The 15,988-nt window shown below is 68.1% G+C and carries 14 protein-coding genes and 1 pseudogene; 6 read left to right on the top strand and 9 right to left on the bottom strand.

Annotation, left to right across the window (positions count from 1 at the left end):
• Positions 1 to 31: 31 nt before the first annotated feature.
• From trxB to Q4C85_RS03400, 5 genes are all read left to right on the top strand, one after another.
• The gene (gene trxB, locus Q4C85_RS03420) at positions 32 to 958 is read left to right on the top strand and encodes a thioredoxin-disulfide reductase (RefSeq protein WP_303139556.1); all 927 of its coding nucleotides are present in this window, start codon (positions 32 to 34) and stop codon (positions 956 to 958) included.
• A 24-nt stretch (positions 959 to 982) separates the two neighbouring features.
• On the top strand, positions 983 to 1,309 hold the full coding sequence (gene trxA, locus Q4C85_RS03415) for a thioredoxin (RefSeq protein ID WP_303139555.1): 327 nt from the start codon (positions 983 to 985) through the stop codon (positions 1,307 to 1,309).
• Between the two features lie 114 nt (positions 1,310 to 1,423).
• Positions 1,424 to 2,854, top strand: a complete 1,431-nt coding sequence (thrC, locus tag Q4C85_RS03410; protein ID WP_303139552.1) for a threonine synthase — start codon at positions 1,424 to 1,426, stop codon at positions 2,852 to 2,854.
• Positions 2,855 to 3,032: 178 nt separating this feature from the next.
• Positions 3,033 to 4,340 (top strand): PLP-dependent aminotransferase family protein, encoded by a 1,308-nt coding sequence (locus Q4C85_RS03405; protein WP_303139551.1) that lies wholly within the window; start codon positions 3,033 to 3,035, stop codon positions 4,338 to 4,340.
• Positions 4,341 to 4,349: 9 nt separating this feature from the next.
• The gene (locus Q4C85_RS03400) at positions 4,350 to 5,321 is read left to right on the top strand and encodes a D-alanine--D-alanine ligase (protein WP_303139550.1); all 972 of its coding nucleotides are present in this window, start codon (positions 4,350 to 4,352) and stop codon (positions 5,319 to 5,321) included.
• Positions 5,322 to 6,199: 878 nt separating this feature from the next.
• Here the strand turns inward: Q4C85_RS03400 and Q4C85_RS03395 are convergent.
• The 9 genes and pseudogenes from Q4C85_RS03395 to rpmH form a co-directional block, all read right to left on the bottom strand.
• Positions 6,200 to 6,337, bottom strand: a pseudogene (locus Q4C85_RS03395) (transposase); the annotation flags it as partial.
• 1,710 nt (positions 6,338 to 8,047) lie between these two features.
• Positions 8,048 to 9,481 (bottom strand): ParB/RepB/Spo0J family partition protein, encoded by a 1,434-nt coding sequence (locus tag Q4C85_RS03390; RefSeq protein ID WP_303139547.1) that lies wholly within the window; start codon positions 9,479 to 9,481, stop codon positions 8,048 to 8,050.
• Between the two features lie 2 nt (positions 9,482 to 9,483).
• A complete protein-coding gene (locus Q4C85_RS03385) occupies positions 9,484 to 10,407 on the bottom strand; it encodes a ParA family protein (RefSeq protein WP_303139545.1) in 924 nt (307 codons plus the stop codon).
• Between the two features lie 160 nt (positions 10,408 to 10,567).
• Positions 10,568 to 11,212, bottom strand: coding sequence for a 16S rRNA (guanine(527)-N(7))-methyltransferase RsmG (gene rsmG / locus Q4C85_RS03380; RefSeq protein ID WP_303139606.1), 645 nt, complete (start codon positions 11,210 to 11,212; stop codon positions 10,568 to 10,570).
• A 12-nt stretch (positions 11,213 to 11,224) separates the two neighbouring features.
• The gene (locus tag Q4C85_RS03375) at positions 11,225 to 11,764 is read right to left on the bottom strand and encodes a R3H domain-containing nucleic acid-binding protein (RefSeq protein ID WP_303139543.1); all 540 of its coding nucleotides are present in this window, start codon (positions 11,762 to 11,764) and stop codon (positions 11,225 to 11,227) included.
• Positions 11,765 to 11,802: 38 nt separating this feature from the next.
• Entirely contained in the window at positions 11,803 to 12,951 is a 1,149-nt protein-coding gene (gene yidC / locus Q4C85_RS03370) for a membrane protein insertase YidC (RefSeq protein WP_303139541.1), read from the bottom strand.
• Between the two features lie 68 nt (positions 12,952 to 13,019).
• Entirely contained in the window at positions 13,020 to 13,337 is a 318-nt protein-coding gene (gene yidD / locus Q4C85_RS03365; protein ID WP_303139603.1) for a membrane protein insertion efficiency factor YidD, read from the bottom strand.
• Positions 13,338 to 13,362: 25 nt separating this feature from the next.
• Positions 13,363 to 13,731 carry a ribonuclease P protein component gene (gene rnpA / locus Q4C85_RS03360; RefSeq protein WP_303139538.1) on the bottom strand — a complete coding sequence of 123 codons (369 nt, stop codon included), beginning with the start codon at positions 13,729 to 13,731 and terminating at the stop codon, positions 13,363 to 13,365.
• Between the two features lies 1 nt (position 13,732).
• A complete protein-coding gene (rpmH, locus tag Q4C85_RS03355) occupies positions 13,733 to 13,870 on the bottom strand; it encodes a 50S ribosomal protein L34 (RefSeq protein WP_017177846.1) in 138 nt (45 codons plus the stop codon).
• A gap of 475 nt (positions 13,871 to 14,345) precedes the next feature.
• On the opposite strand from rpmH, the gene dnaA reads away from it, so the two are divergent.
• Positions 14,346 to 15,881, top strand: coding sequence for a chromosomal replication initiator protein DnaA (gene dnaA / locus Q4C85_RS03350; protein WP_303139533.1), 1,536 nt, complete (start codon positions 14,346 to 14,348; stop codon positions 15,879 to 15,881).
• Positions 15,882 to 15,988 lie beyond the last annotated feature (107 nt).

Raw genomic sequence — 15,988 nt, 5'->3', positions numbered from 1 at the left:
GCGCCCCGCACACGACAGACCCAGGAGTGTCATGATCCACGACGTCGTCATCGTCGGTTCCGGCCCCGCCGGTTACACGGCCGCCATCTACGCGGCCCGCGCCCAGCTCGAGCCGGTGCTGCTCGCGGGCTCGGTGACCGCAGGCGGCGCCCTCATGAACACGACGGAGGTCGAGAACTACCCCGGTTTCACCGACGGGATCCTCGGGCCCGAGCTGATGACCCACATGCAGGAGCAGGCCGAGCGCTTCGGCACCGACATCCGCTACGAGGATGTCGTCTCCCTCGAGCTCGAGGGGGAGGTCAAGCGGGTGAGCACCGAGGAGGCCGTCTACGAGGCGCGCACCGTCATCATCTCCACCGGTTCGGAGTACCGGACCCTCGGGCTGCCCGATGAGGCGCGGCTGTCCGGTCACGGGGTGTCCTACTGCGCCACCTGCGACGGCTTCTTCTTCAAGGACAAGCCGATCGTCGTGGTTGGCGGGGGCGACTCGGCGATGGAGGAGGCCCTGTTCCTCACCCGTTTCGGCTCCTCGGTCACGGTGGTCCACCGCCGCGACGAGCTGCGCGCCAGCGCCGTCATGGCCAAGCGCGCCCTGGAGCACCCGAAGATCGACTTCGCGTGGAACTCCGTGGTCGTCGGCCTCAACGGCCAGGACGTCCTGGAGTCGGTGGTCCTGGAGGACACAGTGACCGGTGAGCGCAGGGAGCTGCCAGCCGCCGGCCTGTTCGTGGCCATCGGCCAGACCCCCCGCACCGAGCTCGTCGCCGAGGTCCTCACGCTGGACGAGGCCGGCTACATCGTCGTCGACTCGCCCTCCCAGCGCACCGGCATCCCCGGTGTCTTCGCCTGCGGCGACGTGGCCGACCCCCTGTACCAGCAGGCGATCACGGCGGCCGGCTCCGGCTGCCGCGCCGCCCTGGACGCTGAGCACTATCTCGAGACCCTGCGCTCCTGAGCGCCCCACCTGAGGAGAAGAACCATGTCCCACAGCACCGAGGTCACTGACTCCACCTTCGAGTCGGAGGTCCTGGCCTCCGAGGTCCCCGTCGTCGTCGACTTCTGGGCCGAGTGGTGCGGCCCCTGCCGCCAGATGGCGCCGGTGGTCGAGGAGGTCGCCAAGGAGCTCGGTGACGCGGTCAAGTTCGTGTCCATCGACGTCGACGCCAACCCGGCGACCGCCCGCTCCTTCGGTGTGCGCTCGATCCCGACCTTCGCGGTGGTGCGCGAGGGCGAGGTGTTCCACCAGTTCTCCGGCTCACGCCCCAAGGCCGCCTTTAAGGCCGAGGTCGAGCGGGTGCTCGCCTGACACGCAGGCAGTGACCCAGGCCACTACCGTGCCGCATCGCGGTCGCCTCTGTCCCATATAGTGGGCGCTGGTAGCATAGTTTCGACTGCGCCCTCAGCGAGCGAAAGCGGACACATGCACTACATCTCGACACGCGGCGGGATGGACCCCGCGGGCTTCACCGAGGTCCTCATCTCCGGCCTGGCGCCAGACGGCGGGCTGGCGGTGCCCGCGGCGGTCCCGGCGCTCACGCCGGACACCCTGGAGTCCTGGCGCCGGCTGAGCTACCCCGAGCTGGCGACCGAAGTGATCGGCCTCTACGCCTCGGACCTGCCCCGTGCGGACCTGGCCGCGATGACCTCGGCCGCTTACGGCCTCGCGAGGTTCCCCGCGCCGGTCGTGCCGCTGCGGGAGGTGGAGGAGGTGGCCGCCGGCCTGGCGCTCGTCGGCCTGTCACATGGGCCGACCATGGCCTTCAAGGACCTCGCCATGCAGTTCCTCGGCCAGGCAATTCCCTATGTCTTGGAGCGCACGGGCCGCGTGCTCACCATCGTGGGGGCCACGAGCGGGGACACGGGGTCGGCCGCCGAGCACGCCTTCCGCGGTCAGGACGGCGTTGCCGTCTTCATGCTTTCCCCGCAGGGCCGGATGAGCGATGTGCAGCGTGCCCAGATGTATTCGCTGAGCGACCCCAATATCCACAACATCGCGGTCGACGGAGTCTTCGACGACTGCCAGAACCTGGTCAAGGCGCTCAACAGCGATGCCGCCTTCAAGGCCGAGCATTCCCTGGGTGCCGTCAACTCGATCAACATCGGCCGGATCGCCGCCCAGATCGTCTACTACGTCTGGGCCTGGCTGCGTGCCTCAGACGCAACGGCGCCGGAACAGCGTCACGGAGTAGCGATCGACGTCGTCGTACCCTCAGGCAACTTCGGCAACATCTACGCCGGTCATCTTGCTCGGAGGATGGGTGTCCCCATCCGTCGGCTCATCCTGGCCACCAATGAGAACAACGTGCTCGACGAGTTCTTCTCCACCGGGGTCTATCGGCCCCGCTCCCGGGGGGAGACGCTGGCGACATCGAGCCCGTCCATGGACATCTCCAAGGCATCGAACCTGGAGCGCTTCATCGCCGAGCTCCTCGGCCCGCAGGACTTCGCCCGCCGGTGGCCCGAGCTCGAGCGCGCGGGTCTGCTCGACCTGTCTGATCAGCTCGATCGTCTGCGCGAGGAGTTCGGCTTCGTCTCGGGCACCTCGACCCACGAGGACCGGCTGGCGTCGATCCGCCTTGTCCAAGAACGCAGCGGTGTCCTCATCGACCCGCACACCGCCGACGGCGTCACTGTCGCGCTGCGACTCATGGAGCCCGGTTTTCCGACACTGGTTCTGGAGACCGCTGCCGCCGACAAGTTCCCCGAGACCGTCACCGAGGCTCTGGGGAGCGCACCGCCGGTCCCACCGGTCATCACCGAGCTTCTCGCCCGCGAGCAACACGTCACGGAGATCCCCAACGATCTCGACGCGCTGCGCGAGATCGTCGCCCGCGGGGCCCGGCCTGCCTGAGGGGCCCCACCGGGCCCGCCGGCCGTGGCGCAGATGTTTCACGTGAAACAGGGCGGCCTCGGAGGCGCTCCACTGTGGTGGCCGCGTGGTTCTGGTCTCGGCCGGGATATCGATATCGGCCTCCCGTGAGAGACTATGGCTCATCGACGCCCCGGACGCGCCGAGGAAGGAGCAGGACGTGAGCGAGACTCATCAGGTGAAAGGCAATCGGCTCGACCCGTGGCTGGACAGCTACGCCGCTCGAGCTCATGGCCTGCGGGCCTCCGAGACACGCTCACTATTCGCCGTCGCCGCCCGTCCGGAGGTCGTCTCGCTGGCGGGGGGGATGCCCAACCTCAAGGATCTTCCCCTTGACCGCCTGGCCGACGCCACGGCGCAGATGATCCGCAAGGACGGGGGCCGCGCCCTTCAGTACGGCAACGGGCAGGGGCTTCCCCGGCTGCGCGAGCAGATCCCCGAGATCATGGCGCTGGAAGGGATCTCGGCCGATCCCGAGGACGTCATCATCACTACCGGGTCGCAGCAGGCGGTCGATATTGTCACCGAGCTCTTCATCGACCCCGGCGACGTCATTCTCGCCGAGGCGCCGACCTATGTCGGCTCGTTGTCGATCTTCGCGACCTACCAGGCCGATGTCCAGCAGGTCCCCATCGATGCCGAAGGCGTCATCCCCGAGGCCTTGGAGGACAGGATCATCCGGCTGGAGAAGGCCGGGCGTCCCATCAAGTTCTTCTACTGCCTGCCGAACTTCCACAATCCGGCCGGGGTCACCCTCTCGGAGGAGAGGCGTCCTCAGATCATCGAGATCTGCCGGAGGCATCATATTCTCATCGTCGAGGACAACCCCTACGGACTCCTCGGCTTCGACGGGCAGACATACACGGCGCTGAAGACGCTGGCCCCCGAGGACGTCGTCTACCTCGGCTCCTTCTCCAAGATCTTCGCTCCCGGGTACCGCGTAGGGTGGGCGGTTGCCCCGGCGGCTGTACGCGAGAAGATGAAGCTCGCCTCCGAGGCGGCGATCCTGTGCCCGAGCTCGGTCGGCCAGTACTCGATCTCGATGTACCTCGACCACTTCGACTGGAGGCAGCAGATCGAGGAGTTCCGCGGCATGTACCGTGGTCGCCGGGACGCCATGATCGCCGCGCTCGAGGAGTTCATGCCCATGTGCACGTGGAACGTCCCCGACGGCGGTTTCTACGTGTGGGTGAGGCTTCCCCAGGGTCTGGACGCCAAGGACATGCTCCCGCGCGCGGTGACCAACCTCGTTGCGTACGTGTCCGGTACGGCGTTCTTCCCCGGAGGAGTCTCCGGGCAGGATCACATGCGCCTGTCCTTCTGCTACCCGGAACCCGTCGAGATCAGAGAGGGCGTGCGGCGCCTGTCCGAGGTCGTCAACCAGGACCTGGAGCTCGTGTCCCTCTTCGGCCCGACCCGTTCCTTGCCGTCAGACGGCGTTGTTGCGCCGGCACCCGACCAGATCTGAGGACATGACATGACGACCTCTGCTCCGCTCCACGAGACGAGCGACCCGCTCCGCATCGCCATCCTTGCCGGAGGCCTCAGCCATGAGCGCGATGTCTCCCTCCGGTCGGGGAACCGGGTGGCCGGTGTCCTCAAGCACCTGGGTCACACCGTCATCGTCCTCGACGTGGACGCCCGCACCATCGCCTCACTGCGCGCATTCGGACCGGATGTCGTGTGGCCTCTTGTCCACGGTGGTGACGGTGAGGATGGTGGCCTGCAGAACGTCCTCATCGCCCTTGGGCTGCCCTACGTCGGCACCCACTCCGATGGTTGTCAGCGTGCGTCGTTCAAGCCGACCGCCAAGGCCACCGTGCGCACCGGGGGCGTGCTCACACCCGACTCGGTCACGCTGCCCAAGGCCTACTTCAGCCAGCTCGGAGCGCAGGATGTCCTCGGCGTCGTCGCCTCCCACCTCGACCTGCCGGTCATCGTCAAGCCCAACCAGGGCGGCTCGGGGCTCGGCGTGTCCTACGTGACCGACGCCGACGAGCTCCGCCGCGCTATGGTGGCCTGCTTCTCCTATGACGAGCGCGCTCTCATTGAGAAGTACGTCAGCGGGACCGAGCTCGCCATCTCGGTGGTCGACACGGGAGAGGGTCCCCGGGCGCTGCCGCCGGTCGAGGTTGTCACGGAGGGCCAGTACGACTTCGACGCCCGCTACAACCCCGGCCGCTCGGAGTACTTTGTGCCGGCGCGGCTGCCGCAGGGGGCTTTGGCGCGGGTCCAGGACACCGCCCTGACAGTCCACACCACCCTCGGTCTGGGCAATATCTCCCGGACCGATCTCATCCTTGACGACCAGGGAACACCGTGGTTCATCGACGTCAACGTCGTTCCCGGGATGACGGAGACTTCGCTCCTACCGCTCGCCGCAGAGGCAGACGGTGACCTGCCGGCCCTGTACGACGCACTCGTCCATTCGCCATTCGTCACTCCGTGATTCTTGAAGCGACACGGGCTCCCCTTCGACCGGAGGGGAGCCCGTGTTGCACGTGAAACATGAGTCCCCGCAGACGGAGGCGGCCGCGGTGGAGGCGGGGCGGCGCCATGTCCTCGATCCCGTATGTTTCACGTGAAGCACGGTCTTCTCGACAGTGCAGGCTGCGGTCGAGCGGAACACTCGCTGCGCCGGCGGCGCGTGTGGCGAGCTCCCTCCGCAGGTCCCGGTGATGGCCTGGGCTGTCCTCAAACACCTGCGCGGCCGCTGACGGCCGGATTCGAAACTGCTTCGACGACGCCCCCTTTCCGAGGTAGGAGTGCCCTGGAACGGGGAGGCGTGCACGGTGGCGGGACGTGTCCTGCAAAACGGGCAGCCGGTCGAGTCCTTCGAGGCCTCCTTCCCGGCTGTTCTCCAGGTACGCCGCGATGGCTGCGGGCTTCATCACCGACCCTATATCGTCCAGCACGTTCTTCCGCAGGCGAGCCCGTTCCTGATCCGTCGGCTGCTTCACCGGCGTTGGTGACGGCCGCACCCGTCGTCGCCCGCGTTCTTCGTCCCGACTGAAGGAGGGGGACGCAGACCGTACGGCACCACAGGATCAGCGCAGTTCTCTGCTCACCAGCAATGCGGTTTCAGGGACGGTGTTTCACGTGAAACACGCTTCTCCCCGTCGCGCGGATACGGGCGTGCTGCTGCCAACCGAACCGGCTAACGAGTCCGGTCAAGGTTGACTCTCTCTGCGTGTGTAACGGTCAGTCGGCTGATCTGGGGTCAAGAGGCCAGGGCAGGCAGGGATAGACCGTGGTTCTGTTGTCGTTAGCGAGGACGGAGCGAAGGTGGCATCGGCTCAGAACGTCGAGGCTGAGATGTTTGCGTTATCGTGCCTCTTCGTCGGCCTGTCCTGCCAGGACCGCACCGACGAGACGGACTGTCGCGTCGCGAGTCGGGAACCTACCCACGGCATCGATGCGGCGGATGTCCTCGTTCGGTCGCTCGGTTGAGTTGTCCGACCTCACAGCGCAGGTGCGCGGCGATCGCATCCACGAGCTCGGTATGGGTGCGGGAGATCGCTCTCCTCACCCCGGCCCGGCCGCGGACGAGGAGATCAGCGAGGAAGCTGTTCCGCACCGTCCCCGTGGCCTGTCCCAACCCGTATACCGAGGTCTTTGCGTGTCCGTCTCGGTCGGCAACTGTAGCGACTGCGCTGATCACAATGCCTGCCTTGCGGGCAGTAGGGGCGTCGGCAGCAACAGACGTCAAGACAGTCATGTCCTGGGCGCGGTGCCGACCGCCATACCAACTACCGGCACAGCGAGCAGACGGTGTCCCGGGTGTGTGTTTCACGTGAAACACAGCCCTCCCTGATGATCCCAGGGATCCGCATCACTGGTGGTTGCGCCCGTCGTCGCCACCCGTTCATGGTCTCTACCGGAGGAGGGGGACGCAGACCGTACGGCACCACAGGATCAGCGCAGTTCCCGGCTCACCGGCGGTACGGTCCGGGTGTGTGTTTCACGTGAAACACGCCCCTCCCCGCCGCGCATGCGCTGCGGCGCAACTATCTACTGAACGTGCCAGCGAGGCTGGTCAAGGTCAACCCCCGTTGAGTCGTGTAACGGTCCTTCGGGCGACTGACGGGTGAAGCTGGTCAGTACGCGCCGGGCGTCAGCGGCGACAGACTTGAACATAATCGCGTATAGGGCGCGGTGGCGACCACCTTTGCGTGGGAACCGGTCCGAGCCCGACCGACCGCACTCGGCACTGCCGACCGCGTCTCCGTCCACCGACGACAAGGTGTTGATCGCCTCGTACCGCACGCTGCGCACGAGATCGGGAGAGGACTCGCCAAGCACCACCTCGCAAGCCGGGAGGGTCCAGAGCAGAAGAGGCTATAACGTGAGGACTCCGATCGAGAGAACCGTCAGAGGTTCGCTTCAAGGAGTCCAAGGCGACCGCGCCCGGATTCGATGCAACCACGGACACCGCGCTACACGACTACCGGCGCACCGGGAGACGGTTTTCCGCGTGGGTGTTTCACGTGAAACACGCCTCCACCCGCCGATCAGGGGCGGTCGTGCTTACCGGGCATCGCCGCCCGCGAGACGACGTTACCCCGGTGACCAGCCGGATCATGCGCGCGCCCTTCACCCTGCGGTCAACGGACGACCACACAACGACAGTCCGAACAACGAACTGACCGGGTCTCTCATCAGGCGACATCCGTCTACTGAGGACGCGGCTCCTACAGCCCGCCCTGCGGTTCAGGCTTGAGCGGAGCCGGATGAAACGCTCTCCCAGGCATGGGCTCACCCACCCTGCGGCACTCGGGGTAGCGCCTGGCGGCCGGTCGGGAGCGCTGGACGCACCCGGCGACCTTGCTATTCCGATAGCGGTTGTCGACGACCATCATGTCGCCCGCCGACGAGCGTGTGGCATCAGGGCTACGTGAGCGTGTGCCGCGAGGACAACAGCTATCGAGCCCGAGCATCGCCGTCGCACACGACGGGCCGCGCGCCGAACTTGTCGTCCGCCCACGGGGAGAGTGCCTGGTATGGAGGCGACAAGTGTTTCGGCGTCGGCGATCGTCCTCCCCACCAGCCAAGTCGCTTATGCGTTGCCCGGCACGGACGATCCTCGCGGACTACATCGCTTGAGCGTCCGCCAGATGTTTCACGTGAAACAAGGGCGGGGCCCGCGTTGACGCGGGCCCCGCCCTTGATAGTCGTCTAGTCCTCGTCGAGCGACGTCCCCGGCGCGAGGGCCTCAATGAGACGGGCCAGATCGTCCTCGCCTGCGAACTCGATCGTGATCCTGCCCTTCTTCGCACCCCGCGTCACTTTGACGCGGGTGTCAAAAGCGTCGGACAGCCTCGTCGACAGCGCCGGCAGAGGGGTGCTGCGCGCACGCAGCACGGCGGCTCCACGCGCCGGTGCCGGCTCGTCGTGAAGCGCGACGAGCTCCTCCGTCGCACGCACCGACAGCCCCTCCGCGACGATCCGCTGCGCCAGCCTCTCCATTGCCGCAGCGTCGGGCAGACCGAGCAGAGAGCGGGCATGGCCCGCCGAGAGCACACCGGCGGCCAACCGTCGCTGCACCAGGGGAGGCAGCTTCATGAGACGCAGCGTGTTGGAGATCTGCGAACGTGAGCGGGCTATCTTCTGGGACAACTCGGCATGCGTGCAGTTGAAGTCCTCGAGGAGCTGCTGGTACGCCGCCGCCTCCTCGAGGGGATTGAGCTGGACGCGGTGCAGGTTCTCGAGAAGGGCGTCGCGAAGCAGGTCCTCATCCGCCGTCGATCGCACGACGGCCGGAATTGTCTCCATGCCCGCCTCTTTGGCGGCACGGAGCCGACGCTCACCCATGATGAGCTCGTAGTGGGGTTCGCCGCCGCCGTCATCGTCGAGATCCGCCCGCCGCACGACGATCGGCTGAAGAAGACCCACCTCACGGATCGAGGCCGCCAGCTCGGTGATGTCCTCCTCGTCGAAGACCTGCCGGGGCTGCTGCGGGTTGGGCGTGATGAGATCAACGGGCAACTCGGCGAAAGTCGCACCGGGAACCGGCACGAGTTCGACCGTCTCGTCAGCGGGCTCCTCCTCCGGGTCCTGAGCAGCCGAAGCGGCTTCCTCAGCGGCCTCCGTGGAACCCGTGGCCACCGCGGCCGCCTCCGGCTCGCTCTGCTCCACCGGCACCTCAGCCCGATCCTCGACGGACTCCTCGACCGGCTCGTCGACCGGACGGGAATTCGGGGCGGTCTCGCGGCGCTCCTCCTGGCCTCTGCCTGCCTCGCGGCGAGCCGGCGTGCGCCGCCGCGCCGACCCGGACGCCGCGCCTCCCGCCGACGGCGCCGGTGTTTCACGTGAAACATCGTCCTGGCCATCGCCCGAGTCTGCCGCCTCCGCGGCGGGTGCCGCCTCCGGCTTCTTCCTCGTCCCGCTGCGCGTGGGCCGCCTCGTTCGCTTCGAGGGCGCCAGCAGCGTGGCCGCCACGTCATCAGAGCGCCGCCGCGCCGGCGCGGACGTCTCCTCGGCCTCAGTCTCCTCCTCACGAGCGCCCTCCGGGAAGAACACGTCCGAGGGGCGGCGCACCGGAGCCTCGACCTGCGCGTCCGGGATGAGCGCCTGGAGCCCTCGTCCCAGGCCCCGCTTCTTCTGAGCCATGCTCACTCCTCCTCGTTGACGTCGTCGCCCTGGACGGACTGCCCGTCGCTGACCCCGCGCAGCGCGATCTCCTGTGCGAGCATGGCGTACGCCACCGCCCCCGTCGAGCGCGGGTCCCAGAAGACGACCGGTGCCCCGAAGGATGGCGCCTCCGCCACGCGCACGGAACGCGGGATCTTCGTGTCCAGCGTCGCGCTCGGGAAGTAGGCGCGCACCTCCTCCTCGACCTCGCGGGCCAGGGTCGTGCGCTTGTCGAACATCGTCAGTGCGATCATCGAGACCGCCAGACCCGGGTTGTGAATCGCGGCGATCCGCTCCACGGACTTCGACAGGAGGGCAAGCCCCTCCAGCGCGTAGTACTCGGCCTGCATGGGGATGAGCACCTCACCGGCGGCGACGAAGGCATTGATCGTCATGATGCCCAGGGACGGCGGGCAGTCGATGAGCACATAGTCCAGCCGCTCCATGCCCTGACGCTCCCGGGAGGCGATGTACTCGCCCAGGGCGATCCGCAGTCGAGACTCCCGCTCACTGGAGCCGATCAACTCGACCTCCACGGCCGCGACATCGATGGTCGAGGGCACGCACCACAAGGACTGGGCGAAACGTGTCTGGACGACCACCTCGTCGATGGACGCGCCCTCGACGAGCACGTCGTAAATCGACGCGTGCTCCTCATCATGGGGGACGCCGAGCGCCGTCGAGGCGTTGCCCTGCGAGTCCGCGTCGATGACGAGGACCTGCAGCCCCGAGTCCGCCAGGGCGGCGGCGACGTTGACGGCGGTCGAGGTCTTGCCGACGCCACCTTTCTGATTGGCCACCGCGATGATGCGCGTGTGGTCTGGGCGTGGAAAACCGCCTTCGGCGAGTCCCTCCAGTGCCGATCGGTCAGCCCGGAGCTGATCGAAGATGGACGATCCCGTCAACTGCTTCTCCTCGGACAACGACGTCCCGACGGCACGTGCCGTCCGGATGCTTCAGTGTACGCGAGGCCAGGGACCTCCAGGCGGAGTGCCCCGTGACCTCGGGCGCGTCGCGCACGATCCCGGCCGATCCGAGACCGAGCCGAGGGGCCGCCAACCGCCCTCAACCGCGCTTGGGACGGCGAACCTCGACCACCTTCGTCAACTCCTCGCCCACGGTGAGGACCTCATGGACGACAGCCGGCTCGAGCTTCGCCTTCTTGATGACGTACTTCGCCTCCTCGACCTCCGCCTCCGCCCTGGCGCCCTTGAGGGCGAGCAGGCTCCCGCCCTGGCGCAGCAGGGGCGCGGTGAGCCGGACGAGCTTGGACAGGTTGGCCACCGCCCGCGCCGTGACGGCGTCGTAGCGGTCCTTGACCTCCTCCGCACGGGCGCGTCGCACGATCACGTTGTCCAGGTCGAGCTCGGCAACAACGTGGTCGAGCCACTCGACGCGTCGCTCCATCGGCTCGACGAGCGTGACGTCGAGGTCGGGGCGCAGCAGCGCGACCACGACCCCGGGCAGGCCCGCACCCGAACCGACGTCGGCCACCGTGCCACGTGCCGGCAGGAAGGGCACGACCGCCGCAGAGTTGACCAGGTGCCGGCTCCACAGCCTGGGCAGCTCGCGCGGGCCGAGGAGCCCCCGCAGCTCGCCCTCGGCGACGAGCATCTCGGCGAAGTGCTCGGCGGCGCCGAAGGCCAGGCCGAACAGCGCCCGGACCTCCTCGTCGGGCTCCTCCGGTGCCGGGTCGGCCAGGGCCAGCAGATCCTCCACGGGTCAGTCCTGGTCCTCGTCCGCCCCGGGCTCCTCATCGGAGGCGGGCATGACGACGACGTAGCGGTGCGGCTCGGCACCCTCGGACTCCGAGACGAGGCCGGCCGCCGCGACGACATCGTGGCACACCTTGCGCTCGAAGGGGTTCATCGGGTCGAGAGCCACGGTCTCGCCGGTGTCCCTGACCCGGTCGACTGCCTCCTGGGCGATCGAGGTCAGCTCGGCCCGCCGAGCCGCACGGTATCCGTTGATGTCGAGCATGAGCCGCGAGCGGTTACCCGTGCGGGCCTGGACCGCCAGGCGGGTCAACTCCTGGACGGCCTCGAGCACCTCGCCGCCCCGGCCGACCAGGTCGGCGAGCTCGCGCTCATCTCCCTCCTCCGATGCCACGATCGCCACCGAGGCCCGGCCGTGGTCGATGTCGATGTCGATGTCCCCTCCGAGGTCGGCGATGTCGAGCAGCTCCTCGAGGTAGTCGGCGCCGATCTCGCCCTCCTCCTCGAGGCGCTTGACCGTCGTCGACAGCGCAGCATTCTCACTCATAAGTGCCCCCTATCTACAGTGGGATGATTCCTGCTAACTTACTTCTTGCGGTTCTGCTTCGTGCGGTTCTGGGCCTTGCGCTTGGCAGCAGCCTGCTTCCGCTCGCGCGCCCGACGCTCATAGCGCCGACGGGCGATCTCCTCGGGCGTCAGCCCGCCGGGAGCGGCGCTCTCACCCGAGCGCGCCGTCGTGTCCGCGGACTCCTCGGACGAAGGAGCACCGGCCACCTTCTTCTGCCGGTCCTTGCGCACCGGCTGGTTCCGCTGGCCCCCGGAGGACCCGCCCTCAGTCTCCTTGGTGGCCCTCTCCTCCTCCTCGAGAGAGGGAAGACCCTTGCGTGCGCGCTTGGCATTGACCCGGGCGCGGTACTTCTTCTCGGCGTCCGACCCCGGGGCCGGCATGTTGCGGATTGTGAAGAACTGCTGGCCCATCGTCCACAGGTTGGTCGTCAGCCAGTAGACGAGCACACCGATCTGGAACTGCACACCGGTGAAGGCGAAGAAGATCGGCATGACCGTAATCATGATCCGCTGGCTGCGGATCATCGGGTTGTCGGAGTTCTTGACCGACTCCGGCATGTTCTTCATGCTCAGCTGGGCCATCGTGTACCACTGGGACACGGACATGAGCACGATGAGGACGACGGTGACGACCTTGACCTGCAGCGAGTCGCTGTTCATGAAGGAGGCCGACAGGTTGGCCCCGAAGACCGTCGAGTTCTGGACGTCCTCGGCCAGCTCGGCGGTGAGCGGGCCGATCGAGTCGTGGTTCGCGTAGCTCCCCGTGGCCACCGCCTCCAGGGATGCCAGCACCCGGAACAGCGCGAAGAATATCGGCATCTGCAACAGGATCGGGAAGCACGAGGAGAAGGGGTTCGTCCCGTGCTTGCGGTACAGCGCCATCATCTCCTCCTGCTGGCGCTGCTGGGAGGCGGGGTCCTTCTTGCCCTTGTACTTCGCCTGGAGTGCCTGGAGCTCGGGCTGCATGAGCTGCATGCCGCGCGAGGCCCTGATCTGCTTGACGAACAGGGGGAAGATGAGGATCCGTATGAAGATCGTCAGGCCGACGATCGACAGGACCCAGGCCACGCCCGGGCCGCCCGGGAAGCCGATGAGGACGAGGAACTTGTGGATGTAGACCATCACCCAGGCGACGGCCACCTTGAGCGGCCACACGATGGTGTCCATTGCACTCCTTGCTGTCAGGCGGGGCGGCGGGCCCCGCCGGCCGGAGGTTCCGGCCGGGTCCCGTCACCTCAACGCCCGAGGGCGTCGATCTCGAAACGGGGAACGTCGTGGGGATGGTGATAACGCCACCTGCCCGGGTCGGGCACGTGGTCGACGCCGCCTGGCGTCAGCGGGTTGCAGCGCAGGAGCCGCCAGGTGGCCAGCAGGCCGCCCTTGAGCACCCCGTGCACGGTCAGGGCCTGGCCGGCGTAGTCAGAGCAGGTCGGGTAGTAGCGGCAGCGGCGTCCGAAGGCGGGCGAGATGTTACGCTGGTAGAGGCGCAGCGGCGCCAGCAGTGCGCGCACGGCGCCGCTGGTCCTTGCGGGGCCCTCGCCCCGAGGGCTCATCGAGTCCACCCGTGTCACCGCATCCTCACCGCCGTCGTCCCTGCCCGGCCAACTCGATGCTGCGCCCCAGGAGGCGGTCCAGGTCGGTGCCGAGCTCGGCGCTCGTGGCGCCATCGGCGCCCGCCAGACCCCGCACGACCACCCTCGAGCCCGGACCGAGCCGGGCGACCCGCGCACTCATGAGGGCGCGGACCCGGCGTTTGATGCGGTTACGCCGGGTCGCCCGGGGCACCTGCTTCTTCGGCACGACGACGCCGACGAGGGCCGGGGAGACATCCCCGGCCTCGCCGGCGCTGTAGTGGACGACCAGCCGACGGCTGCCGCTGCGCGCACCGAGCCTGACCGCGGCGGAGAAGTCCTCAGACCGCAGCATCCGGTGCGACGCCGGGAGCACCTCAGGCGGCGAGACGCGCGCGGCCCTTGCGGCGGCGCGAGGCGAGGACGGCGCGGCCTGCGCGGGTGCTCATGCGCTTGCGGAAGCCGTGCACCTTGGCGCGACGGCGGTTGTTCGGCTGAAAGGTCCGCTTGCTCACGGGTGTACTCCTGGTCGGATGATCGGAACCGTGCGTCACGGGGTCGCGGCACGGTCGCTCGCGCCGGCTGCCCCATGGACCGGGACGTGACTCCACGCGAACGTCCGCACCACAATACGTTTCGCGATTCGGCACGGTCAAACGTCGTGGGCCGCTCCGCGGTGAGAACCCCGACACGCCGTCGGCAGGCATCCGGCAGGCCCGCTCCGGGCACCGCAGCCGCGTACACATCCTGTGTGTAGGAGGTCCGTCACCCTGTGCGTCCGTCCGGCGCGAACATCGCCCCGAACCCCGCGCAAGCCTTGACATGACGGGCCACCAGGGGCCGGAGGGCGGGTCTCCCCAGGTGTGGACAACCTTGTGGAAGAACACCATGATGGGCACGCGCGGGCTCGACGGTTCGGCACCGCTCGGGAGCGAGGGCGTCGACGGCGACGCCTCGCGCCCGTTTTCTTCCGTGAATCAGGAGCATCTTGTGGCTGACGACGCAACGACACGATGGCAAGCCGCCCTGGGGGTCCTGGCAACCTCCGGCGAGCTCGGCCAGGGCAACGTCATGATGCTGCGCATGATGCGCGTCCTCGACGTCGAGGGCACGCTCGTCCTCGTGGCCGGCTCGGCCTTCGCCAAGGGCATCGTCGACAACGCCCGGGGCCCCATCGCCTCGGCGCTCAGCCAGGTCTGGGGCCGAGAGGTCCCCTTCGAGGTCACCGTCGACACCTCCTTGGAGGCCTCTCCGGCGACCCCGGGCCCTACCTTCCCCACCGCGGTCCTCCCACCCGCCGCCCCCACGGTCGAGGACCGCACCCCGACCGCCCCCTCTGTCCCCAGCGCCGCGGGCTTCCACGAGCACGGCTTCGGACCGGCCGCCGTGCCCGCCGTCGTCCCCAGCTTCCACTCGCTGGCCCCCAGCTACGTGGCCACCCCCGGCCCGATGGCCGCCGCCCCGGCCGACCCGGACGAGGACGGCTCGCGGCTCAACCCGCGCTACACCTTCGACACCTACGTGTCGGGGCCCTCCAACCGGCTGCCGCACGCCTCCTCCCTGGCCGTGGCCGAGGCCCCCGCCAAGGCCTACAACCCCCTGTTCATCTACGGCGGCTCCGGCCTGGGCAAGACCCACCTGCTCCACGCCATCGGCCACTACGCCCGCAGCCTCTACCCGGGCATCAAGGTCAAGTACGTCAGCTCCGAGGAGTTCGTCTCGGACTTCATCGCCTCGGTGGCCGAGGGACGCATGGACACCTTCAAGCGCCGCTACCGAGAGGTCGATATCCTCCTGGTCGACGACATCCAGTTCCTGGGGGGCAAGGAGCAGACCCTCGAGGAGTTCTTCCACACCTTCAACGCCCTGCACACCGCCAACAAACAGGTGGTCCTCACCTCCGACCAGCCGCCCAAGGCACTGGGCGGCTTCGAGGAAAGGCTGCGCTCGCGCTTCGAGTGGGGCCTGCTCGTCGACGTCCAGCCCCCGGACCTCGAGACCCGCACGGCGATCCTGTCGCGCAAGGCCGACGCCGACGGCCTCGACCTGCCCATGGACGTCCTGGAATACATCGCCGGCCGCGTCACGACGAACATCCGCGAGCTCGAAGGGGCACTCATCCGGGTGACGGCCTTCGCCTCCCTCAACAAGCAGCCCATCGACCAGACCCTGGCCGAGATGGTCCTCAAGGACATCATCTCGGAGACCGGCGGGGAGGAGATCACCTCGGCGCTCATCATGGCCCAAACGGCGGACTTCTTCGGGATCACCATTGAGGACCTGTGCTCGGCCAACCGCTCACGCACGATCGTGTCCTCCCGCCACATCGCCATGTACCTGTGCCGCGAACTGACCGACATGTCCCTGCCCAAGATCGGCAAGGAGTTCGGCGGACGCGACCATACGACCGTCATGAGCGCCGACAAGAAGATCCGTACCCAGATGGCCGAGCGGCGCGAGACCTACAACCACGTGGCCGAGCTGACCGCCCGGATCAAGCAGGCCGCCCAGTCCCCCCAGCGCTGACAAGCCCCCGGGGGTGCTCCGGCGGCCCTGTGGACCGCGCTGAGGATCCCGGGAGGACAACGGGCGCGAGGATGTGGACCAGTGCCCCTCCCCTGGGGACGAGGGGA

The sequence above is a fragment of the Actinomyces sp. genome, from assembly GCF_030524025.1.
Classification (GTDB): Bacteria; Actinomycetota; Actinomycetes; order Actinomycetales; family Actinomycetaceae; genus Actinomyces.
The sequence above is the reverse complement of the archived record's forward strand: the minus strand, read 5'-3'. Positions and strand labels throughout refer to the sequence as shown.